Source organism: Paraburkholderia sp. GAS33 (genome assembly GCF_050436645.1).
GTDB classification, from domain to species: domain Bacteria; phylum Pseudomonadota; class Gammaproteobacteria; order Burkholderiales; family Burkholderiaceae; genus Paraburkholderia; species Paraburkholderia phenazinium_B.
The window spans coordinates 318,195-341,311 of the sequence record NZ_JBNDMP010000001.1; the positions used below are offsets into that span (position 1 = coordinate 318,195).

Here is a 23,117-nt window from a genome sequence, read left to right on the forward strand (position 1 = left end):
ATAGCTTCGCCCAGCCTGACCGGGCTTACTGGGCTCACAAGGAGATCACTGCATGTTTTCACGAATCGCCTCGCGCCGTTCCCTGGCGCGTGTCTTTACAACCGCTTCGCTGGCGCTCGCCTGCAACGCCGCCTGCCTGAGCGCAGCGTTCGCCCAGGCCACCATTCCTGCTTCCCTGACCCCAGGCGAAGCGACCCATGTCGTCGCAGCACTCAAGGCGAGCGGCACGCAGATCTACACGTGCAAGCGCGACGCCAGCAACAATTTGTCCTGGGCGTTCAAGGCGCCGAGCGCCGAGCTGTACGACGCATCGGGCACACTGATCGTCACGCATAGCGCGGGCCCCTCATGGGCTGCAGCGGACGGCAGCAGGATCACCGGCGCGGTACTCCAGCAAGCGCCGAATACCGATCAGGCCGGCAGCATCCCTCTTCTGCTGCTGCGGGCGACTAATGCCGGTGGTCCTGGCCTGCTTTCTACGGTGCGCTACGTGCAACGTCTCGACACGCATGGCGGTGTCGCGCCAAGCGGACCCTGCACGCAGGAAGGACAGGAAGGGCGCAGTCCATATATAGCCGAATACGTGTTTCTCGGCTGAGACCTCGCAATCGGTTTGCCACCTGGGGCGACACCTTAGTAAGCGTTCATCTGAAAGTCGATGTGCGGATGCACATTGACTTTCAACTATCTGGCGCATAATTCGTATCACGATGCAGTCGATTGCCGCCCGCTGTGGAGGAGATCATGCAAGCGAAGAACGAAGAATCCGTTGCGCACCTGCTGAACGACGTCATCGAATTCGCACGCGGGCGATTGCCCGAACCGACATTCGCAATCGTCGATCCCTTTCTGCGGCACTACTACGATTTCGTCGACGCCGACGATCTGCAAAGTCGCGCAATCGCCGACCTCTACGGCGCGGCACTCGCGCATTGGCAAACCGCCCAGCGCTTCGTTCCCGGCAGCGAACGATTGCGCGTCTATAACCCGATTCTCGAACAGCACGGCTGGCATTCCGATCACACTGTCATCGAGATCGTCAATGACGACATGCCGTTCCTTGTCGATTCGGTGTCGATGGCGGTCAACCGGCTCGGGCTTGCCTTGCATTCGGTCGTGCACCCGGTGTTCCGCATCTGGCGCGGCGCCGACGGCAGTATCGTGCGCGTCGGCCAGGGTGCGGAAGATGCGGCCGACACGCAGTCGCAACTCGCGTCCTTCATCCACTTCGAAGTAGATCGTTGCGGCGACGCCGCCAAGCTCGACTCGCTCAGGGACGATATTGCCAAGGTCTTGGGCGACGTGCGTGCGGCAGTGGAAGACTGGCCGAAGATCGTTGCAATTGCGCGCGGCACCATCAAGGACATGAAGTTGCGCGACACCGGCGTCGAAGGCGCGGAAGCGCGTGCCTTCCTTGAGTGGATGGTGGACGACCACTTCACGTTTCTCGGGCAGCGCGACTATGAACTGGTTTCGCATGACGTGGGCTTTGGCCTGCGTCCTCTGCCGGATTCGGGCCTTGGCATTCTGCGCGATGCGCTGCGGCCGGTGGGCGCCGCCGATGTCACGCCGTTGCCGGCCGCCGCCGCACAGATCATCACGGGTCCCTCGCCGATCTTTTTGACCAAAGCGAATTCGCGTGCCACTGTGCATCGGCCCGGATACCTCGATTACGTGGGTATCAAGCTGACCGGCGCGGATGGCAAGATCATCGGCGAGCGCCGTTTTATCGGGCTGTATACGTCGACGGCGTATATCGTATCGGCGTCCGAAATACCTATCGTGCGCCGTAAATGCGCCAATATCGTGCGTCGCGCCGGCTTTTTGCCGAAGGGGCACCTCGCGAAGTCGCTGGTGACGGTGCTGGAGACCTATCCGCGCGACGAACTGTTTCAGGCCGAAGAAGACCAGCTCTACGACATCGCGCTTGGCGTGCTGCGTTTGCAGGAGCATCAGCGCACCCGCCTGTTCGTACGGCGCGACCGGTTCGATCGCTTCGTGTCGTGCCTCGTCTTCGTGCCGCGCGACAAGTACAACACCGACTTGCGGCGCCGCATTGCCAACCTGCTTATGGAGGCATTCAACGGCGCCAGCGTCGAGTTCACCCCCTTGCTTTCGGAGTCGACTCTCGCGCGGATTCACTTCGTCGTGCATGCCGAGCCTGGCGCGATGCCGGATGTGGACACCCGCGAGCTCGAAGCACGGCTCGTGCAGGTGACGCGCCGCTGGCAGGACGATCTGGCCGATGCGCTGATCGATGCGTTTGGCGAAGAACAGGGCAACCGTCTGTTGCAGCACTACGCCGATTCGTTTCCGGCCGGCTACCGCGACGACTATCCGGCCCGCACGGCGGTGCGCGATATCGAACTGATCGAGCGACTTCAGGGCAGCGAGCGCATCGCCATGAATCTGTACCGGCCGATCGAATCCGGCCCGCGTGCGTTTCGCTTCAAGGTGTACCGCGCGGGGCATCCGATCGCCTTGTCACGCAGTCTACCGATGCTCGAGCATCTCGGCGTGCGAGTCGATGAAGAGCGTCCCTATCTGATTGAAGCGCTGAACGCGACGCCCGCATGGGTCCATGACTTCGGCCTCGAACTCGCGGACGATGCCGAATTCGATATCGAGCGTGTGAAAAACCTCTTTGAGGATGCGTTCCAGCAGGTCTGGACCGGCGAGATCGAAAGCGACGACTTCAACCGGCTCGTGCTGCGTGCGCAACTGGCGGCGCGTGAAGTGACGATCTTGCGTGCCTATGCGAAGTATCTGCGGCAGGTCGGTTCGACCTTCAGCGATGCCTACATCGAACGCGCACTGACCGGCAATCCCACGATTGCCCGCAAGCTCGTCGAACTGTTCGTGGCGCGCTTCGACCCGTCGCTGGGCGACACGCGCGAGCAGCGTGTGGAATTGCTGCTCAAGTGGATCGATAGCGCGCTCGACCAGGTGCCGAATCTTGACGAGGACCGCATTCTGCGGCAGTTTCTCGGCGTAATCAAGGCCACCCAGCGCACGAATTACTACCGGCACGACGGGGAGGGGCGCCCCAAGCCATATCTATCGTTCAAGTTCAATCCGGCGCATGTGCCGGGCTTGCCTGAGCCCAAGCCGATGTTCGAGATCTGGGTGTACGCGCCACGCGTCGAAGGCGTGCACCTGAGAGGAGGGCGAGCCGCGCGCGGTGGCCTGCGCTGGTCCGACCGGCGTGAGGATTTCCGTACGGAAGTCCTCGGCCTGATGAAAGCGCAAATGGTGAAGAACGTGGTGATCGTGCCGGTGGGCTCGAAGGGTGGCTTCGTCGTGAAGAACCCGCCGCCGCCCGGCGACCGCGAAGCGTGGATGCGCGAAGGCATCGCCTGCTATCAGACCTTCCTGCGCGGCCTGCTGGATCTGACCGATAACCTGGCCGGCACCGATATCGTGCCGCCGCCCGACGTGGTGCGGCACGATGGCGACGACCCGTATCTGGTGGTGGCCGCGGACAAGGGCACGGCCACGTTCTCCGACTATGCGAACGCAATTTCTCAGGAGTACGGATTCTGGCTCGACGACGCGTTTGCTTCGGGCGGCTCGGTCGGTTACGACCACAAGAAGATGGCAATCACCGCGCGCGGCGCCTGGGAATCGGTGAAGCGGCATTTCCGTGAGATGGGCGTCGACACCCAGACGATGGACTTTACGGTGGTGGGTATCGGCGATATGTCGGGCGATGTGTTCGGCAACGGCATGCTGCTGTCGCCGCATATCAAGCTCGTGGCCGCGTTCGACCATCGTCATATCTTTCTCGACCCGAACCCCGATCCGGGCGCCAGTCTGGCCGAGCGTGGGCGCCTCTTTATCCTCGAGCGCTCAAGCTGGGCCGACTACGATCCGACGCTGATCTCGGCCGGCGGTGGCGTATTTCCGCGTACGGCCAAGACCGTTCCGGTGTCGGCTGCGATGCAGGCCATACTTGGCATCAATGCCGCCGCGCTGCCGCCGAACGAACTGATCCGCGCGATTCTGCAGGCGCCGGTGGATCTGCTCTACAACGGCGGCGTCGGCACCTACGTGAAGGCGAGCCGCGAGACGCATGCGCAGGTCGGCGACCGCACCAACGACGCGTTGCGCGTGAACGGCGCGGATCTGCGCTGCAAGGTGGTGGCGGAGGGCGGTAACCTGGGACTCACGCACCTCGGGCGGATCGAGTTCGCATTGCGCGGTGGCCGCATCAACACCGACGCAATCGACAATTCGGCCGGCGTGGATTGTTCGGATCACGAAGTCAACATCAAGATTCTGCTCGGCCTCGTCGTGAAAGATGGCGAGATGACCGAAAAGCAGCGTAACGCGCAGCTTGCCGACATGACCGACGAAGTCGGACTTCTGGTCCTGCAGGACAACTACTATCAGACCCAGGCGTTGTCGATCGCGGGCCGCTACAGTATCGAACTGTTCGACGCCGAAACACGTTTCATGCGCTGGCTCGAACGGGCGGGGCGTTTGAATCGCGTGATCGAGTTCTTGCCGACCGACGAGGAAATCGCCGAGCGGCAGGCGGCCAAGCAAGGCCTGACCTCACCGGAGCGCGCGGTCCTGCTTGCCTACAGCAAGATGTGGCTGTACGACGCGCTGCTTGAATCCGATATGCCGGAAGATCCGTTGGTCAGCAGCATGCTGATCGACTATTTTCCGAAACCGTTGCGCCACCGCTTCAGGGAGCCGATACAGCGCCATCCGCTAAGGCGCGAGATTCTCGCCACGTATCTGACCAACGCGCTTGTCAACCGCGTGGGCTGTGAATTCGTGCACCGGCTTATGGAAGAGACTGACGCGCAGCCGGGCGAGATCGTGCGGGCCTGCATCATGGCGCGCGACGTCTTCGATCTGGACGACGTGTGGCACAGCATCGATGCGCTCGATAACCGCGTGGCCGACGATGTTCAGGCGCGCATGTTCGTCGAGGTAGCGCGACTCGTGGAGCGAACCGCGCTGTGGTTCTTGCGGCAACTGCAATCGGGCGCCGTCGTCGACGTGACCGATCTGCTGGCGCGTTGCCGCGATGCCGCGCAGCGGCTCGCGTCGCAATGGCCTGCATTGCTGCCCGCCGCCGATCTGGAAGCGCTGATGGAACGGCAGCGGATTCTGGTGGACGCCGGCGTCGACAGCGAACTGGCGGTGCGGGTGGCGAGCGGCGAAATCTCCGCGGCCTTGCTCGATATCGCCGAGGTGGCGGCCACCTGCGGCAAGAATCTTGAACTCGTGGCAGGGGTGTATTTTGCGCTCGGCACGCAGCTCAACTATGGCTGGATCGCCGAACGCGCCAACGCGCTGCCTGCGCCGACGCATTGGGACATGCTCGCGCGCGCCGCCGCGCTCGCCGAACTGGCTCGCCTCAAGCGTGCCCTGACGACGAGCGCGCTGGCGGGCGCCACGGAATCGTCGACGCCGGACGAGCTGGTCGAACGATGGCAAGCTCAACGTGCGGCGCCGCTCGAGCGTTATGCGCGACTGGTTGCCGACCTGCGCGCATCGGGCGGTTCGAGCCTCTCGGTGCTGCTTGTGATCGTGCGGGAAATGGCGCTGTTGGAGCGGACCTGAAGGTGGCCGGCAACGGCGAGGTAAAGGCGGCTGTCGGGGGCTCGTAGAGGGGAGTTGGACGCATGACACCCTGATTGCCCATAATAGCGACTCTTGCCATTCCGCCTTGAACCCGCCATGACCGATCACGTAGCATCGAATCCCGCTGTGCCGCGCCTCACGAGCCTTTCGCATGGCGGCGGCTGCGGCTGCAAGATTGCGCCGGGCGTGCTGGCCGATCTGCTCAAGCGCAGTGTGCCGCTACCGGCGTTTCCCGACCTGCTGGTCGGCACCGAGACCGCCGACGATGCCGCTGTGTACCGCCTGAACGATGAGCAGGCGATTATCGCCACCACCGATTTCTTCATGCCGATTGTCGACGATCCGTACGATTTCGGCCGCATTGCGGCGACCAATGCGCTCTCCGACGTATATGCAATGGGCGGCAAGCCGATTCTCGCGCTCGCGCTGGTCGGCATGCCAATCAACGTGTTGCCGCACGACGTGATCGCGGCGGTGCTGCGCGGCGGTGAAGATGTCTGCACGCAGGCGGGTATTCCGGTGGCTGGGGGTCATTCGATCGATTCCGTCGAGCCGATCTACGGTCTCGCCGCGCTGGGCGTGATCCATCCGCAGCGCGTCAAGCGCAACGCGGGGGCTCGCGCCGGCGACGTGCTGGTGCTCGGCAAGCCGCTCGGCGTGGGTGTGTTGTCCGCGGCACTGAAAAAGAACCAGCTCGGCGACGCAGGCTACCGCGAGATGATTGCGAACACCACCAAGCTGAACCGCCCCGGGACCGATCTCGCGGCATTGCCGGGCGTGCATGCACTGACCGACGTCACGGGCTTCGGCCTGCTTGGACATACGCTAGAGCTGGCGCGCGGGGCCGGGCTGAGCGCCCATCTGCGCTATGCAGACCTGCCGTGGCTCACCGGTGTCGAAGCGTTCGCGGATGCGGGCGTGATTACCGGCGCGTCGGGGCGCAACTGGGCTTCGTATGGCGAGAGCGTCGGTTTAAGCGCGGGACTGCCAGAGCGCGCTCGCGCGTTGCTCACCGATCCGCAAACGTCAGGCGGTCTGCTGGTCTCCTGCACGCCGGAAAGCGTCGATGACGTGCTGGCGATTTTCCGCGCCGACGGCTTCGATCGCGCGGTAGTGATTGGTGAGATGCGCGACGGCACGCCGCGCGTCGAGGTGGCGTGATCGAACGATGAAAGAAGAATCGCCGAAAGCCATCTTTTACGCCCTCGCCGCAAACATCGGGATTGCCGTTTTCAAGTTCGCCGCTGCGATCTTCACGCAGTCCGGCTCGATGTTCGCCGAGGCCATTCACTCGAGCGCCGACTGTGGCAATCAGCTTCTGCTGCTGTTCGGTCTGCGCGAGGCGCGCAAGCCGCCCAGTCCGTTGCATCCGATGGGCGCTGGGCGCGAAATCAATTTTTACTCGCTACTGGTCGCCTTGCTGCTGTTCTTTGTCGGCGGCGCGTTTTCCGTCTACGAGGGCGTGCACCGGCTGTTTGAGCGCGAACCGTTGTCGCACGCTTACCTGGCGCTGGCTGTACTGGGTGTCTCGGTCGTGCTCGAATCGTTGTCGCTTGCGGGTGCGGTCAGGGAGATTCGCAAGACGCATCCGGATAAATCCATGTGGCGCTGGTTTCGCGAAACGCGCGAATCGGATCTGCTGGTCGTAGCCGGCGAGGATATCGCGGCACTGATGGGTCTTGCGATTGCATTCGTGGCCGTTCTGCTGACAATGATCACCGGCAATCCGGCCTTCGACGCATTTGGCTCAATCGGCGTTGGCGTATTGCTGATGGTGATCGCGTGGCTCGTGGCGCGCGAAGTGAAATCGATGATCGTCGGCGAGTCGGCGAGCCCGGAAGTGCGGCGTGCCATCGAAGCTCATCTACGGGCGCGGCCCGAGATTCGCGGCATCATCAATCTGATTACCCTCCAATGGGGCCGCGAAGTCGTGGTCGCGGTGCAGGCCGAGATGATCGCGTATCCGAGCGGCCGCGCGATGGTCGACGCGATCAATGTGATCGAAGCCGATCTGCAGGAAACGTTTCCGCAGGTGCGCTGGGTGTTTTTCGAGCCGGACGTGCCGCGCGATCAACGGGGCTGATCGTCAGTTATCCTGCCAGACACGATCAGCCCCATCCAGGCTAAGCGCGAAGCGAGCACGCACGCGGCACGGCGCCGCGTGCAATGCCGTGCCGTGGCTTACTTGAAACCGGTCACTTCGTGTGGCACGTACAGCTCTTCGAGCTGCTTGATCTCTTCCGCACTCAGTTTGAGCGAAAGCGCCGCAACCGCATCGTCAAGGTGATGCGCTTTGGTCGCGCCCACAATCGGCGCACTGATCACGCTCTTTTGCAGAACCCATGCCAATGCAACCTGCGCACGAGGTACACCGCGGGCTGCCGCGATCTCCCCAACCCGTTCGACGATGCGGCGGTCCGCGTCTTCCGTCTTCGCATACAGCGTACGGCCGAATTCGTCGGTCTCCGAGCGCGCGCTGCTGGTGTTCCAGTCACGCGTCAGACGTCCACGGGCAAGCGGGCTCCACGGAATCACGCCGATTCCTTCGCTGGCGCAGAGCGGCAGCATCTCGCGCTCTTCCTCGCGATACAGCAGGTTCACGTAATTCTGCATCGTCACGAAGCGGGTCCAGCCGTGTTTTTCTGCAACGTGCAGTGCCTTCGAGAACTGCCACGCATACATCGACGACGCACCGATATAGCGTGCCTTGCCCGCTTTCACGACGTCGTGCAGCGCTTCCATGGTTTCTTCGATCGGCGTGGTGTAGTCCCAGCGGTGGATCTGATACAGGTCCACATAGTCCGTGCCGAGACGCCGCAGGCTCGCATCGATTTCAGCCATGATCGCCTTGCGCGACAGGCCCATGCCGTTTGCGCCGGCATGCATGCGGCCGTGAACCTTGGTGGCGAGCACGATCTCGTCGCGCCTGGCCATGTCCTTCAGCGCGCGGCCGACAATCTCTTCGCTGGTGCCGTCGGAATAGACGTTGGCCGTATCGAAGAAGTTGATGCCGTGGTCCAGCGCCTGCTTGATGAACGGGCGCGAATCGCTCTCGCCGAGTGTCCACTCATGGTTGCCCCGGTCCGATACACCGTAGCTCATGCAACCGAGGCAAAGTCGAGAGACATCGAGGCCTGTGCGGCCCAGTTTCACATACTCCATGTCACGCTCCTGTGTGTAATGCCGATGTGTTGTACGGACTTTCAAATGCAACAAGCGGCGCGACCGCATGCATGATGCGGTCGCATGCCTCTTTTAAGCATATTTGAAAATCGCCAACACTGCAGTGCCACAGGCACGCAAGAGCTAAACGCGGGTGACCGGCCCTCAGTGCTGCGTCGAGCGGAACGGCGTCCAGACTGGCGTATCGCTGTCCCAATGGTCGAGTTCGGATGGATTCATGATTCACTCCTGTCGATTCGTTTGCGGCGCACGATGGCGCTGCGACAGGGTGAACTGTAGGCTTTCGCGACGCGCGGATAAACGGCGGATCGGCGAAATGAATTGTTGTGAATTCAGAACAATGGCGGCAATCGCAGTGTGGAGGCCGCGATTGTCGTCATCTGTATTGCGGGGCGGATCAGGCCACCCACTCCGTGATTACCGGCGTATCGAGCGTAGGCGCGGACTCGCGCTCCTCGATGGTGCGCTTCGAGCAAGGCGTGTCGAGACTGCCGCGGCCGCTCAGCAACGGGCAGCGGTCGAATAGCTCCGCAATCCAGTCGACAAACACGCGCACTTTCGGCGACAGATGCCGGCTGTGCGGATAGACCGCGGAAATCGGCATGGGCATCGGCTTGATCTCGGGCAGCACTTCGACCAGCTGGCCCGACTGCAGATGCGGCAGCACCATGAAAAGCGCCGGCTGAATCAGCCCAAAGCCCTCGAGACCGCAGGTGACGTAGGCATCCGCGTCGTTGACCGACACCGTGCCCTTCATTTTTACTTCGACTTCCTTGCCGTCGACCTTGAAGGCCCAGTCGATCACGCGGCCAGTGCGGCTCGAAAAATAATTCACCGCACTATGCGACTCGAGATCGTCGAGCGTAAGCGGCGTACCGTACTTCTGCAGATATTCCGGCGCGGCGCACGTCACGCCTTCGAAGATGCCGATCCGGCGCGCCACCAGCGACGAATCCTGCAGCGCGCCGACCCGCACCACGCAATCCACCCCTTCTTGTAGCAGATCGACCGGGCGGTCGGTCAGGCCGAGTTGCAGGTCGATATCCGGGTAGCGAGTGTGGAATTCACACAGGGAAGGGATCACCAGCAGCCGGCCGATCGAGCCCGGCATGTCGATGCGCAGCTTGCCGTGCGGCTTCTTGTTGCCGCTCTGGAAACTGGTTTCGGTTTCTTCGACGTCCGCGAGAATTCGCACGCAGCGCTCGTAGTACGCCGCGCCGTCCGGCGTGAGCGACAGGCGCCGCGTCGTGCGGTGCATGAGCCGTGTGCCGAGAAACGATTCCAGATTCTGGATGATGGTGGTGACCGAAGCGCGCGGCAGGTCGAGCGTCTCCGCGGCACGCGTGAAACTGTTGGTGTCGACGACACGGGTGAACACTTGCATGGCCTGGAGACGGTCCATGGCTAACCTCCAAGAAGGGGCTGGCGGCGCGCAGCGCCAATCGAATAGGCACGGATTAGCCCGGTTTCGCCGGGCGCCGAATTCGATTGTTTGGGCGTACCGAATTGTGTTGCCGGATTATAGGCATTTATTTAGAAGTCTGCCGAACCCACAATTCGCACCATTCCAGTTCTATGCGTATTGCGCCGTTCGACATGAATGCATTCAAACCGCCGTACTCCTCGCCGTACACCTTTGTACCGCTTGACCTTGCTCAGGCGGACGATGTCGGTTCGGCACATGCGGCGCTCGACGTGACGGACGTGACGATTGAGGGGCACGCGCAGGACATCAAGCTGCGGCTGTACCGCCTGACGGGCAAAACCGCACTGCCAGTACTGCTTTATTTTCACGGCGGCGGCTTTGTGCGCGGCTCGCTGGACGATGCGGACTTCGCCGCACGCTATTTCGCAGAGCACCTGCCGGCGCTGGTCGTCTCGGTCGGCTACTCGCTTGCACCGCAATTTCCGTTTCCCACGGCGCCGGAAGACGCACACCGCGCCGCGCTGTGGGTGCAGACCCGCGCACGGGCGTTCGGCGGCAACACCAAACATATCGGCGTCGCGGGACATGACTCGGGCGGCCAGATCGCCAATTGCCTCGCCTTTATCTCGCGCGACCGTGGCGACGTGCGGATTTCGGCGCAGGCGCTGTTCGGCCCGATGCTCGATCCGAGTCTCACGCGCCTTGGCGACGAACAGCGGCTTGGCTCCGATATTACCGCCAAGGAATGCGCAGCGTGCTATCGCGCGTATCTGCCGCAAGCCTCGCAGCGTATGCATCCGTATGCCGCGCCTCTCGAGTCGTCACGGCTTGCAGGCTTGCCCGCCACGCTGATCGCGACTGCGCAGAACGATGTGCTGCACGTCGAGGCCGAGAAATATGCCAGCAGCCTGATCGATGCAGGCGTGGCGACCCAGGTGGTCCGCTATCCGAGCGTCTCGCATGCCGCGCTCGCCGACCATCCGGAAGCGCTGCAGGAGGCTGTGCGCTTTTTCCAGTGCCGCCTCGCAGCGCGCACCCAACGATAAACGTATTTCAATCAACAAACGCCGGGAGCCTTTCATGTTTATCTTTTCTCCTTCGCGCCACCGTCTGGCGCTAGCGGTTCTGACCGTTGTGATCATTGCCGGGCTCGGCACATTCGGCGCGATTCGCGTCGATGCGAGTTCGCCCGCCCACGCCGCGCCGACCATCGTGCCGGAAGTGGACGTGGCAGCCGTGATCCAGAAAACCATCACCGACTGGCAAAGCTATTCGGGGCGCCTCGAAGCAGTCGAGAAGGTCGCAGTACGTCCGCAGGTGTCGGGCACGATCGTTTCGGTGAACTTCAAGGATGGCGCGCTGGTGAAGAAGGGCGACACGCTGTTCGTGATCGATCCGCGCCCGTATCAGGCCGAAGTAGACCGCACCGCCGCGCAACTGGCGGCGGCGCAGGCGCAGGCGGGTTATACGCAAAGCGACTGGGAGCGCGCACAGCGCCTGATCGGCGATAACGCCATTGCCAAGCGCGACTACGACGAGAAGCAGAACGCCGCGCGCGGCGCGAGCGCCAACGTCAAGGCAGCGCAGGCAGCGCTCGAAACCGCGCAGATTAACCTTGGCTACACCAAGGTTATTGCGCCGGTGTCGGGCCGCGTGTCGCGTGCGGAGATCACCGTGGGCAACGTCGTCTCGGCCGGCGCAGGTTCGCCGCCGCTGACGACGCTGGTGTCGGTATCGCCGATCTACGCGTCGTTCGATGCGGACGAGCAGACGTATCTGGAGTACATCGGCCGCGAGAAGGACGGCACCAAAGTACCGGTGCAACTGGGCCTCGCTGACGAATCGGGCTACTCGCGCAACGGTGTGATCGATTCGGTCGACAACCAGCTCGACACCTCGTCCGGCACGATCCGCGTACGCGCGCGCTTCGACAATCAGGACGGCACACTGATTCCGGGTCTGTACGCCCGCATCAAGGTGAGCGGCAGCGCGCCGCACTCGGCGCTGTTGATTGACGACGCTGCAGTGGGCACCGATCAGGACAAGAAGTTCGTGTTCGTCGTCGACAAGAGCGATCAGGTCGTGTACCGCGAGGTGCAGCTTGGCGCGATGCAAGGCGGCCTGCGCGTCGTCAAGTCGGGTCTGCAAAACGGTGACCGGATCGTCGTCAACGGAACGCAACGTGTGCGGCCGGGCGAAACGGTACGCGCCCATGCTGTGCCGATGAACGGCGACGAAGATGCGGACAGCGCGTCGGTAGCACAAACGCAGGGTCATGCGAAAGCGCAGGGCAATTCGTGAGCTTGGTGCTTAACGATTGCTGCTTGCGCGTCGCATCCCAGCGCTTTAATTTCAAGAGCCTCTCATGAACATATCCAAATTCTTCATCGACCGGCCGATCTTCGCGGGCGTGCTATCGGTCCTGATCCTGCTGGCGGGCGTGATTTCGCTCTTCAAGCTGCCGATCTCCGAGTACCCGGAAGTCGTGCCTCCTTCGGTGGTGGTGCACGCGCAGTATCCGGGGGCCAACCCGAAGGTGATTGCCGAAACGGTAGCGTCGCCGCTCGAAGAGCAGATCAACGGCGTGGAAAACATGCTGTATATGCAGTCGCAAGCCAATAGCGACGGCAATCTGACGCTGACGGTCACCTTCAAGCTCGGTACCAATCCGGACCTCGCGACGCAGCTCGTGCAGAACCGCGTCAACCAGGCGCTGCCGCGTCTGCCGGACGACGTGCAGCGTCTGGGCGTGACGACGATCAAGAGCTCGCCGACGCTGACGATGGTGGTCCACCTGATCTCGCCGAACAACCAGTACGACATGACGTATCTGCGCAACTATGCAGTGCTGAACGTCAAGGACCGGCTGGAGCGTATTCAGGGCGTGGGCGAAGTGCAGCTGTGGGGCTCGGGTGACTACGCCATGCGCGTGTGGCTCGATCCGCAGAAAGTGGCGCAGCGCGGCCTGACCGCAACTGATGTGGTTAACGCGATCCGCGAGCAGAACATTCAGGTGGCTGCCGGTCAGATTGGTTCCTCACCGTCGTTGCCGGGCACACAGTTGCAGTTGTCGGTGAATGCGCGTGGCCGCTTGCAGACCACGGGCGAGTTCGGCGACATCATCGTCAAGACCGGCCCGGATGGCGCGGTGACCTATCTGCGCGACATTGCCCGTATCGAGCTGGCTGCGTCGGAATACGGCCTGCGTTCGCTGCTCGACAACAAGTCGGCGGTGGCGCTCGCTATTAACCAGGCGCCGGGCGCGAACTCGCTCCAGATCTCGGACCAGGTGCGCGCGGAAATGAAGGAACTGAAGGAAGACATGCCTGCAGGCGTGGATTACCAGATCGTCTATGACCCGACGCAGTTCGTGCGCTCCAGTATCGAGGCCGTGATTCACACACTGCTCGAAGCGATTGCGCTGGTCGTGATCGTGGTGATCGTGTTCCTGCAGACGTGGCGTGCGTCGATCATTCCGCTGATTGCGGTGCCGGTATCGATCGTGGGGACGTTCTCGCTGCTGCTGGCGTTCGGCTTCTCGATCAACGCGCTGTCGCTGTTCGGCATGGTGCTCGCGATCGGGATTGTGGTGGACGATGCGATCGTGGTGGTGGAGAACGTCGAGCGCAATATCGAGGCCGGGCTGAGTGCGCGCGATGCGACGTACAAGGCCATGCAGGAAGTGAGCGGGCCAATTATCGCAATCGCGCTGACGCTGGTCGCCGTGTTCGTACCGCTCGCGTTCATGACGGGGCTCACGGGTCAGTTCTACAAGCAGTTCGCGGTGACCATCGCGATCTCGACGGTGATCTCGGCGTTCAATTCGCTGACGTTGTCGCCGGCACTGTCCGCCATGCTGCTGCGCGGCCATGGCGCGAAGGAAGACTGGCTTACGCGGGGGATGAACTTGGTGTTCGGCCGCTTCTTCAAGGGCTTCAACAAGGTGTTTCATCGCGGCTCGACCGGCTATGGCAAGGGCGTGCAGGGCGTATTGCGACGTAAGGGCGGCATGCTCGCCGTCTACGCGATCCTGCTCGGCGCCACGGTGCTGATCACGCGTATCGTGCCGGGCGGCTTCGTGCCGGCGCAGGACAAGGAATACCTGATCGCGTTTGCGCAGTTGCCGAACGGCGCGTCGCTCGACCGCACCGAAAAGGTGATCCGCGATATGAGCGCGATCGCGCTGAAGCAGCCGGGTGTCGAAAGCGCGGTGGAGTTTCCGGGCTTGTCGGTGAATGGCTTCACCAATAGCTCGAGCGCGGGCATCGTGTTCGTCACGCTCAAGCCGTTCAAGGAGCGCGGCAACAAGGCGCTCTCCGCCGGCGCCATTGCAGGCGCGTTGAACCAGCAGTACGGCGCGATCAAGGATTCGTTCGTGGCCGTGTTCCCACCGCCGCCGGTGCTGGGCCTCGGTACGCTGGGCGGCTTCAAGATGCAGTTGGAGGATCACGGTGCGCTGGGTTACGCGGAGTTGAACAAGGCAACGGAAGCGTTCATCAAGAAGGCGGCTACTACGCCTGAACTGGGCCCGACTTTCTCGAGCTATCAGATCAACGTGCCGCAGCTGAATGTGGACCTGGACCGCGTCAAGGCCAAGCAGCTCGGTGTGCCGGTGACGGACGTGTTCGACACGATGCAGATCTATCTGGGCTCGCTGTATGTGAACGACTTCAACCGCTTTGGCCGTGTGTATCAGGTGCGGGTGCAAGCGGATGCGCCGTTCCGTCAGCATGCCGACGATATCGGCCAACTGAAGACGCGTAATGCCGCGGGCGAAATGGTGCCGTTGTCGTCGCTGGTGACGGTGACGCCGACGTTCGGTCCGGAAATGGTGGTGCGCTACAACGGCTATACGGCTGCCGATATCAACGGTGGACCCGCTCCGGGTTATTCGTCGGGCCAGGCGCAAGCCGCGGCTGAACGGGTGGCTGCAGAAACCTTGCCGCGTGGCGTGAAACTCGAATGGACCGACCTCACGTATCAGCAGATCATCGCCGGCAATGCGGGCATGTGGGTGTTCCCGATCAGCGTGCTGCTGGTGTTCCTGGTGCTGGCCGCCCTGTATGAAAGCCTGACGTTGCCGCTCGCGGTGATCCTGATTGTGCCGATGAGTCTATTGTCGGCGTTGACCGGGGTCTGGCTCACGCACGGCGACAACAACATCTTCACGCAGATCGGCTTGATGGTGCTGGTGGGGCTGGCCTCGAAGAACGCGATCCTGATCGTCGAGTTTGCTCGCGAACTCGAACACGACGGCCATACACCGCTGTCCGCGGCGATCGAAGCGAGCCGTATGCGGCTGCGCCCGATCCTGATGACGTCGATCGCTTTCATCATGGGCGTGGTGCCGCTGGTGCTGTCGAGCGGCGCCGGTTCGGAAATGCGCCACGCGATGGGTATCGCGGTGTTCTTCGGCATGCTGGGCGTGACACTGTTCGGTCTGATGCTGACGCCGGTGTTCTATGTGGTGCTGCGTACGCTTGCAGGCGGCAAGGTTCACGTCGCGCAAAAGGACTCGCCGCATTACGCGTTGCCGGTCACGGACGCTTGAAGAGGAAAACAATAATGAAGCAATATCAGTCTTTGAGCGGTTGGGGCCGCGCTGCAGCGAGCGGTCTGCTGCTGGCGCTGCTCGCCGCCTGCTCGGTCGAGCCGACCTATAAGCGTCTCGATGTCGACACGTCGGCGGCGTTCAAGGAAGCGCCGACTATCGCGCCGCAGGATGCGGGCACGTGGAAGCCGGCTCAGCCGGCTGACGACGCGCATCGCGGCGAATGGTGGCAGATTTTTGGCGACCCCAAGTTGAACGATCTGGAAGAGCAGGCCGCAGCGGCCAACCAGGATCTGAAGGCAGCGGCGGCACGCGTGCAGCAGTCGCGGGCGTCGTTGCAGGCGGCACGTTCCGACTGGTTCCCTAAGTTCGATGCGGGCTTTGGGCCGACGCGCGAAACCGCGTCAGCGGCTTCGCAGTTCCTGCCGCAGAGCAATGGCTCTGAGACCACGACGCTGTGGCGCGCGCAAGGCACCGCGTCGTACGAGGCGGATCTGTTCGGCCGGGTTGGTTCGAACGTGAATGCGACTCAGGCAGATGCGCAGCAGAGCGAAGCATTGTTCCGTTCGGTGCAGCTTGCACTGCAGGCTGATGTTGCGCAGAACTACTTCCAGTTGCGTGAGCTCGATACGGATCAGGATCTGTACCGTCAGACGGTAGCGTTGCGTGAGAACACGCTCAAGCTGATCCAGCGGCGTTTCAACGAAGGCGACATCAGCGAACTGGATCTGGCGCAGGCGCGTAACGAACTGGCGAGCGCACGTGCGGATGCGGTGGGCATCGCCCGGCAGCGTGCCGCGTCCGAGCATAGCCTCGCTATTTTGCTCGGCAAGGCGCCGGCGAACTTCTCGTTCCCAGAAACGCCGCTTGTGCCGGTGGCTGCACGCGTGCCGCCGGGGCTGCCTTCTGCGTTGCTCGAACGTCGTCCTGACGTGGCGGCGGCTGAGCGTGCGATGGCTGCGGCCAATGCGCGAGTCGGGCTGGCGAAATCGGCGTTTTTCCCGAAGCTCGATATCACCGGTGCGGCTGGGTTCGAATCGGCCACGTTGGGCGATCTGTTCATGTGGTCGAGCCGCACGTTCCTGCTCGGGCCGTTGGCGGGTACTGCCTTGACGGTGCCGCTGTTCGACGGCGGCCGTCGCAAGGCGAACCTCGCTCAGGCGCGCGGCAAGTATGACGAAGACGTGGCGCAGTATCGTCAGCAGGTGCTGGAGGCGTTCAAGGAAGTCGAAGACAACCTCTCCGATCTGCGCCTGCTAGACGATCAGATTCAGGCGCAAAACGATGCGGTCAACGCATCGCAGCGGGCTTCGCATCTGTCGCAAACGCAGTATCAGGAAGGACAGGTGAGCTACCTGGATGTGATCGACAGCGAACGGCAGGTTCTGCAGACGCAGTTGCAGGCGACCCATCTGGAAGGCACGCAGGCGGTGTCGACGGTGAACCTGATTCGTGCGCTGGGTGGCGGTTGGGGTTCGGATGTTGCGGCTTCCGGTGTGCCGGTGGCGGCTGCGCCGGGTGGTGCAGGTACGGCAGATGCGAGTTCCACTGCTCCTGCTGCTGCCCCCGCCGTTGTTGCCGCTGTGAAGGATGCGCCACAACAGCTGGCAAAGCAGTAATGGCCTAGCCTTGGTGGTTGGTAACACGAGTACTAGTGCATCGAGGGGCTGAGCAGCGCGCTCAGCCCCTTTTGTATATCGCCTGGCGCGATTTCCTTTCCAAAATCGCTTCGTAGACCGCCGTCTGCGTGGCGTCTATCATGATTCGCACCTCATCTGGAGAGAGGCGATGACCTGTCAACCGTACCGTTGTCCGCGCTGATCCTTCTGCGCGTCACGCCTTTCGAGCTGCGTCAGCGGCTCTGATCCTGCTATCCGCTTACCTGCAGCATGCATTGATGCACGCTGCAGCGTTCGCTTGCGCCAGGCAAACACTTCATTGAACGGGTCCGTCATGAGCTTTTCTGTTTACAACTTGCGCCGGCTGTTGCTTGCACCGCGCGCGTCGTTTGTGCGCTTGAGCGGTGTCGTCATGGTGGCGTTGACGTTTGCGGTTGCCGCGTCGAGCGCCCAAGCCGCCGATACGCCGACGCTAACAATCGGCATCGCCACAACGCCCCAAATCGGGGCTTTGCAGGAGGCGGCGCGTGAAGCCAAGGCGCAAGGGCTCGATGTGAAGATCATTGAGTTCACCGACTGGAATACACCGAACGCGGCGCTCGCCAACAAGGATATCGACGTCAACTACTTCCAGCACATTCCGTTTCTGGAGAATGCGAAGAAGCAGGGCGGCTATAACTTCGTGGCGATTGCCCCCGGCACGATCATGAAGATCGGCCTGTATTCGAAGAAGGTCAAAAGCTTCGGTCAGCTGAAGGACGGCGCCACCGTCGCGATTGCCAATGATCCAGTGAACGGTGGCCGTGGACTGCTGTTGCTGCAGCGTGCTGGGCTTATCAAACTGAAGCCGGGCGTCGACTATCGCGCAACGACGCTCGACATTGTCGACAACCCCAAGCATCTGAAGATCGTCCAGCTCGAAGCGTCGCAACTGGCGCGCTCGCTTGACGACGTGGATCTGGCCGAAGGTTATCCAAGCTTCATCAAGCTCGCCGGCACCGCGGACCCGAATAGCGCCTTGCTGTTCGATGGCGTCGAAAACAAGATCTTCGCGATCCAGTTTGTCGTGCGTCCGGAAAGCGCAAACGATCCGCGTATTCTCAAGTTCATTTCGATCTATCAGCACTCGCCGCAAGTGCGCGCTGAGCTCGACAAGGCGTTCGGCAATCTCTACGCGGTTGCGTGGTAATCGCTTCGGCCTGCGGCCGCTCGTGATTTAAAGCTTTAGCAAGGACCGATACGATGCCTTCTTTGATCGACACGCCCGGTTTTATCGCGGCCGCGCCGGCCTGGTCCGCACGTCCCGCATCGCCCGAGGCGCAAGGCCCGGCGGTGGTATTCGACCGGATCGGCAAGGTGTTCGGCAACTCGCCCGGTACGGCCCCGGCGCTCGCCGATGTGCAATTGCAGGTGGCGCGCGGCGAGGTGTTCGGCATCATCGGTCGCAGCGGCGCGGGAAAGTCGACGTTGCTGCGGCTCGTCAACGGTCTGGAAAAACCTACGTCCGGCACGGTTAGCGTAAATGGCGTCAGCGTGGGCGAACTGGATGAGCGCGGCCTCGTGGCCTTGCGGCGCCGCACGGGCATGGTGTTCCAGCATTTCAACCTGCTCTCGGCCAAGACGGTGCGTGAGAACATCGGCTTGCCGCTGAAGATCGCGGGTGCCCCGAAGGCCGCGATCGAGCGTAAGGTCGATGCGCTGCTCGAACTGGTCGGACTCTCCGAGAAGCGTAATGCCTATCCGGCGAGTCTGTCGGGAGGGCAAAAGCAGCGCGTGGGGATTGCTCGCGCGCTGGTACACGACCCCGATATTCTGCTGTGCGACGAGGCAACCTCGGCGCTCGATCCCGAAACGACTCAGGCGATTCTGGCGCTGCTGCGCGATATCAACCGGCGCCTTGGGCTGACGATCATCCTTATTACGCATGAGATGGAGGTGATCCGCGAGGTTTGCGATACGGTGGCCGTGATCGAGCGCGGCGAGGTGGTGGAGACGGGGCCGGTGTGGCAAGTGTTCGGCTCGCCGCAGCACGACGCAACCCGCGCGCTGCTGCGCACGCTGGTGCACGATCTTCCGGCGGATCTCGCCGCGCGTGTGAAGCCTTTACATGAGGTGACGGCGGGCGAAGCGCGGGTCCTGCTCGACGTGCGCTTTACCGGCGCGGACGAACGCGAACCAGATCTCGGCGCGCTCGCTCACGCTTTGAGTGTGGACGGTGGCCGCGTGAGCTTCGTGCACGGCTGCATCGACCGGATTCAAGGGCATGCGCAAGGACGCCTTGTGGTGACCGCGCAGATTCCTGCTGCGGCAGCGGTCCCGGAGTTGGGCGATGGCGCACATGGTGCACACGGCGATCGCGGTGCCGACACGCCCGCTGTCCGCGCGCAGATTGCCGCTCTCGTAGAACGCGCACGGCGGCATGCCAATCACGTGGAGGTGCTCGGTTATGTCTGATATATGGCTCTCCGAACTGGCCGGAGCGATTCGCGACACGCTCGTGATGGTCGGCGTGTCCGCCGTGGTTGCGCTGTTGGTCGGCATCCCGCTGGCGCTCGTGCTGGTGACCACCACGCGCGGCGGCATCTTTGAGCGGCGCTCGGTCAACACGACGCTAGGCGCGCTCGTCAACGCATTCCGCTCGACGCCGTTCATCATCCTGCTGGTCGCCTTGCTGCCGCTCACGCGTCTACTCGTTGGTACTACGATTGGAGTGTGGGCAGCCATCGTGCCGCTCAGCATCGCCGCGATTCCTTTTTTCGCGCGTGTCGCGGAAGTGAGCCTGCGCGAGGTCGATCGCGGTCTGATCGAAGCGGCGCAGGCGATGGGCGCGCAGCGCCGTCATATCATCTGGCATGTGCTGCTGCCGGAAGCACTGCCTGGCATTCTCGGCGGCTTCACGATCACGATAGTCGCGATGATTGGTTCGTCGGCGATGGCCGGTGCGGTCGGCGCCGGCGGTCTTGGCGATCTCGCGATTCGCTACGGCTATCAGCGCTTCGATACCACGGTAATGGTGACGGTCATCATTCTGCTGATTGTTATTGTCACGGCCGTGCAGTTCGTCGGCGACCGCTTTGTGCGTCGGCTCGGTCATCGCGCATAATGCACAGGTATCCGACACCTGGTTTGGAGTTTGCATGAACGAGTTGGACCATCCCGCGGCGCGTGACCCGCAGGCGTCATCGGTGCCACACGGTCTGTCGAGCCTGCTGGAAGCGTTGCGCGCGAGCGCAGCGGAGCGTGACCGCCAGGGCGGTCACGCGGCACAGGAGAAACAGTGGATTGCCGAGGCAGGTCTGCTGACGATAGCCGTGCCGCGCGAATTCGGCGGTACTGGCGCGGCGTGGCCCAAAGTCTACGAAACGATCCGTTCGATTGCGCGCGTCGATAGCGCGCTCGCGCATCTGCTGGGCTTTCAGTGCCTGCAGGTGGTGAGCGTCGATGTGTGGGGCAATCCGGCGCAACGGGCGCGCTATCTGCGTGGCACCGTCGAGGGCCGCTGGTGGTGGGGCAATGCCGTCAATCCGCTCGACACGCGACTGGTTGCAAGCGCAACGGCCGACGGCGGTTTCCGTCTCAACGGACAGAAGGGCTTCTGCTCCGGTACGCGCGGCTCGCAGATGATGACCGTATCGGCGCACGACCCGCAGACCGGCAAGCCGATTTTCGCAGTCATACCGACGACGCGCGATGGCATCACCGTCAACGAAGATTGGGACCCGATCGGTCAGCGGCAGACCGATAGCGGCAGCGTGTCGTTTGCGAACGTGAAGGTCGAGGCGGAAGAAGTGCTGCACCGCTCGGAAACACCGCCTACACCGCACGCCACGCTGCGCACACTGGTGTCGCAACTGGTGTTGACGAACCTGTTCGTCGGCATTGCGCAGGGCGCGCTTGAGGAAGCGCGTCAATACGTGAACAAAAATGGACGGCCCTGGATTACCTCCGGCGTCGACAAGGCCACGGACGATCCCTACCTGATCGCACGATTCGGCGAGATGCGTTTGCAGACAGTCAGTGCCGAGGCGTTGGCGGAACGCGCCGCGCGGGCCCTCGACGACGCCTGGAACAAAGGCGCCGAACTCAACGCCGAAGAGCGCGGCCGGGTTGCGTTGGCCACGTCCGAAGCGAAGATTCTCGCGCACCGGGCCGCCCTTGAGGTGAGCCAGAACCTGTTCGATGCGTGCGGTGCGCGCGCCACACATGCGCCGCTCGCGCTCGACCGCTTCTGGCGCAATGCTCGCGTCCATACGCTGCACGATCCGCTCGACTACCGGGTGCGCGACGTCGGTCGTTACGCGCTTAGCGGCACATTGCCGGACGTTTCTTTGTACACTTGAGGTCGACTGCGGCGCCCGTTGGCGGGTGCCGTTGCTACGTCAATCTCAAGAGGTCGCCGGCTTGCCATTTAATTTACCGACTACGGCCACTGCGCCGTTCTGTCCGTCCGAAGTCCAGGGAACCGTCGCCGTCGCGCAGGGTGCGCCGCTCTGGAAGCGGATCATGCAGTTCGCCGGCCCAGGCCTGCTGATTTCAATCGGCTACATGGACCCGGGCAACTGGGCCACCGATATCGAAGCCGGCTCGCGTTACGGTTACAGCTTGCTGTTCGTGGTGGTGCTGTCCAGTCTCGCGGCAATGGCGCTGCAGTGCCTCAGCATGCGGCTTGGCATCGCCACCGGCCAGGATCTCGCGCAACTGTCGCGTAGCCGCTACTCGCCGGCCATCGCCCGGGTCCAATGGCTGCTGGCCGAGGTGTCGATCATCGCTTGCGATCTTGCCGAAGTGCTCGGCGGCGCGCTCGCGTTTCATCTGCTGTTCAAGTGCTCCCTGACCACCGGCGTGATTTTGACCGCGTTCGATACGCTGATCGTGCTCGGTCTGAAGGGAAAAAATTTCCGCGACCTCGAGGCCATCATTCTTGGGCTGATCGTCACGATCGGCGTTGGTTATATCGTGCAACTGGTGCTCGTGCATCCGCACTGGCCCTCGGTGATGGCAGGGCTCGTGCCTTCGTGGCACGCCATCAGCACGCGCGAACCGCTCTATCTCTCCATCGGCATCCTCGGGGCGACCGTGATGCCGCACAATCTGTATCTGCATTCGTCCATCGTGCAAACGCGCGCCGTAAAGCGCGATTCGCGCAGTATCGCCTCGGCCATTGGTCTGTCGCGCCTCGATACGATCGTCTCGCTGGTGATCGCGCTGCTGATCAACGCGGCGATCCTGATTCTCGCCGCCGCTGCATTCAATGCGACCGGGCACAACCAGGTCACGGAAATCGAAGATGCTTACCGGCTGCTTGCGCCGATCGTCGGTACGGGTTTCGCGGCCGTGCTGTTCGCCATCACGCTGCTCGCGTCCGGGCAAAGCTCGACGTTTACCGGCACCGTCGCCGGGCAGGTGATCATGGAAGGCTTTCTCAAGCTGAAGATCCCGTGCTGGCAGCGCCGCTTCATTACCCGCGCGCTGGCGCTGATCCCGGCCCTGATCGGCGTGCAGACGCTCGGCAACGGCGCGGTCGGCACGCTGCTGGTCGCAAGTCAGGTGGTATTGAGCCTGCAGTTGCCGTTCGCGCTTTATCCGTTGATCCGTATGACTAACGATCGTTCGCTGATGGGCGAGTTTGCCAATCGTCCGCCGACCCGGCTGCTCGCGTGGGCGCTGTTCGTCGTGATCACGGCCGCGAACCTGTGGCTGGTGGTGCAAACGGTGGGATGGATCAGCTGAGCACGCA

General features: G+C 62.7%; 14 protein-coding genes and 1 pseudogene. 13 read left to right on the plus strand and 2 right to left on the minus strand.

What is annotated here, in order from left to right:
* The first annotated feature begins 52 nt into the window (after nt 1-52).
* The 4 genes from P3T24_RS01475 to P3T24_RS01490 all read left to right on the plus strand — a co-directional run bounded on the left by P3T24_RS01475 (nt 53) and on the right by P3T24_RS01490 (nt 7,684).
* On the plus strand, nt 53-598 hold the full coding sequence (locus P3T24_RS01475; protein WP_083611751.1) for a DUF3455 domain-containing protein: 546 nt from the start codon (nt 53-55) through the stop codon (nt 596-598).
* A gap of 146 nt (nt 599-744) precedes the next feature.
* Nucleotides 745-5,580, plus strand: coding sequence for an NAD-glutamate dehydrogenase (locus tag P3T24_RS01480; protein WP_429431766.1), 4,836 nt, complete (start codon nt 745-747; stop codon nt 5,578-5,580).
* A gap of 117 nt (nt 5,581-5,697) precedes the next feature.
* The gene (gene selD / locus P3T24_RS01485; RefSeq protein ID WP_429431769.1) at nt 5,698-6,762 is read left to right on the plus strand and encodes a selenide, water dikinase SelD; all 1,065 of its coding nucleotides are present in this window, start codon (nt 5,698-5,700) and stop codon (nt 6,760-6,762) included.
* 7 nt (nt 6,763-6,769) lie between these two features.
* Nucleotides 6,770-7,684 (plus strand): cation diffusion facilitator family transporter, encoded by a 915-nt coding sequence (locus tag P3T24_RS01490; protein ID WP_074269035.1) that lies wholly within the window; start codon nt 6,770-6,772, stop codon nt 7,682-7,684.
* Between the two features lie 98 nt (nt 7,685-7,782).
* Here the strand turns inward: P3T24_RS01490 and P3T24_RS01495 are convergent, their stop codons facing one another.
* A complete protein-coding gene (locus P3T24_RS01495) occupies nt 7,783-8,763 on the minus strand; it encodes an aldo/keto reductase (protein WP_429408111.1) in 981 nt (326 codons plus the stop codon).
* Nucleotides 8,764-9,181: 418 nt separating this feature from the next.
* Nucleotides 9,182-10,186 (minus strand): LysR family transcriptional regulator, encoded by a 1,005-nt coding sequence (locus P3T24_RS01500; RefSeq protein WP_074269033.1) that lies wholly within the window; start codon nt 10,184-10,186, stop codon nt 9,182-9,184.
* 194 nt (nt 10,187-10,380) lie between these two features.
* On the opposite strand from P3T24_RS01500, the gene P3T24_RS01505 reads away from it, so the two are divergent.
* The 9 genes and pseudogenes from P3T24_RS01505 to P3T24_RS01545 all read left to right on the plus strand — a co-directional run bounded on the left by P3T24_RS01505 (nt 10,381) and on the right by P3T24_RS01545 (nt 23,110).
* Nucleotides 10,381-11,256 (plus strand): alpha/beta hydrolase, encoded by an 876-nt coding sequence (locus tag P3T24_RS01505; RefSeq protein WP_429431772.1) that lies wholly within the window; start codon nt 10,381-10,383, stop codon nt 11,254-11,256.
* Between the two features lie 34 nt (nt 11,257-11,290).
* Nucleotides 11,291-12,511 carry an efflux RND transporter periplasmic adaptor subunit gene (locus P3T24_RS01510; protein WP_429431775.1) on the plus strand — a complete coding sequence of 407 codons (1,221 nt, stop codon included), beginning with the start codon at nt 11,291-11,293 and terminating at the stop codon, nt 12,509-12,511.
* A 64-nt stretch (nt 12,512-12,575) separates the two neighbouring features.
* Nucleotides 12,576-15,761, plus strand: a complete 3,186-nt coding sequence (locus P3T24_RS01515; RefSeq protein ID WP_429431778.1) for an efflux RND transporter permease subunit — start codon at nt 12,576-12,578, stop codon at nt 15,759-15,761.
* 14 nt (nt 15,762-15,775) lie between these two features.
* Nucleotides 15,776-17,380: an efflux transporter outer membrane subunit gene (locus P3T24_RS01520; RefSeq protein ID WP_429431781.1), complete on the plus strand. Its 1,605-nt coding sequence runs from the start codon at nt 15,776-15,778 to the stop codon at nt 17,378-17,380.
* A gap of 472 nt (nt 17,381-17,852) precedes the next feature.
* Nucleotides 17,853-18,569: pseudogene (locus P3T24_RS01525) on the plus strand (MetQ/NlpA family ABC transporter substrate-binding protein); the annotation flags it as partial.
* A 53-nt stretch (nt 18,570-18,622) separates the two neighbouring features.
* Complete coding sequence (locus tag P3T24_RS01530; RefSeq protein WP_429431784.1) at nt 18,623-19,834, plus strand: methionine ABC transporter ATP-binding protein; 1,212 nt, start codon at nt 18,623-18,625, stop codon at nt 19,832-19,834.
* Entirely contained in the window at nt 19,827-20,483 is a 657-nt protein-coding gene (locus tag P3T24_RS01535) for a methionine ABC transporter permease (RefSeq protein WP_429431787.1), read from the plus strand. Before P3T24_RS01530 ends, P3T24_RS01535 begins: the two co-directional genes overlap by 8 nt.
* Before the next feature lie 34 nt (nt 20,484-20,517).
* Entirely contained in the window at nt 20,518-21,720 is a 1,203-nt protein-coding gene (locus P3T24_RS01540) for an acyl-CoA dehydrogenase family protein (RefSeq protein WP_429431790.1), read from the plus strand.
* Nucleotides 21,721-21,781: 61 nt separating this feature from the next.
* Nucleotides 21,782-23,110 (plus strand): Nramp family divalent metal transporter, encoded by a 1,329-nt coding sequence (locus P3T24_RS01545; protein WP_429431793.1) that lies wholly within the window; start codon nt 21,782-21,784, stop codon nt 23,108-23,110.
* Nucleotides 23,111-23,117: the final 7 nt, after the last annotated feature.

Excerpts from the sequence above, each read along its gene's own strand:
- P3T24_RS01475 (WP_083611751.1), top strand. The coding sequence starts at position 53 with ATGTTTTCACGAATCGCCTCGCGCCGTTCCCTGGCGCGTGTCTTTACA.
- P3T24_RS01480 (WP_429431766.1), top strand. The coding sequence starts at position 745 with ATGCAAGCGAAGAACGAAGAATCCGTTGCGCACCTGCTGAACGACGTC.
- selD (WP_429431769.1), top strand. The coding sequence starts at position 5,698 with ATGACCGATCACGTAGCATCGAATCCCGCTGTGCCGCGCCTCACGAGC.
- P3T24_RS01490 (WP_074269035.1), top strand. The coding sequence starts at position 6,770 with ATGAAAGAAGAATCGCCGAAAGCCATCTTTTACGCCCTCGCCGCAAAC.
- P3T24_RS01495 (WP_429408111.1), bottom strand. The coding sequence starts at position 8,763 with ATGGAGTATGTGAAACTGGGCCGCACAGGCCTCGATGTCTCTCGACTT.
- P3T24_RS01500 (WP_074269033.1), bottom strand. The coding sequence starts at position 10,186 with ATGGACCGTCTCCAGGCCATGCAAGTGTTCACCCGTGTCGTCGACACC.
- P3T24_RS01505 (WP_429431772.1), top strand. The coding sequence starts at position 10,381 with ATGAATGCATTCAAACCGCCGTACTCCTCGCCGTACACCTTTGTACCG.
- P3T24_RS01510 (WP_429431775.1), top strand. The coding sequence starts at position 11,291 with ATGTTTATCTTTTCTCCTTCGCGCCACCGTCTGGCGCTAGCGGTTCTG.
- P3T24_RS01515 (WP_429431778.1), top strand. The coding sequence starts at position 12,576 with ATGAACATATCCAAATTCTTCATCGACCGGCCGATCTTCGCGGGCGTG.
- P3T24_RS01520 (WP_429431781.1), top strand. The coding sequence starts at position 15,776 with ATGAAGCAATATCAGTCTTTGAGCGGTTGGGGCCGCGCTGCAGCGAGC.
- P3T24_RS01530 (WP_429431784.1), top strand. The coding sequence starts at position 18,623 with ATGCCTTCTTTGATCGACACGCCCGGTTTTATCGCGGCCGCGCCGGCC.
- P3T24_RS01535 (WP_429431787.1), top strand. The coding sequence starts at position 19,827 with ATGTCTGATATATGGCTCTCCGAACTGGCCGGAGCGATTCGCGACACG.
- P3T24_RS01540 (WP_429431790.1), top strand. The coding sequence starts at position 20,518 with ATGAACGAGTTGGACCATCCCGCGGCGCGTGACCCGCAGGCGTCATCG.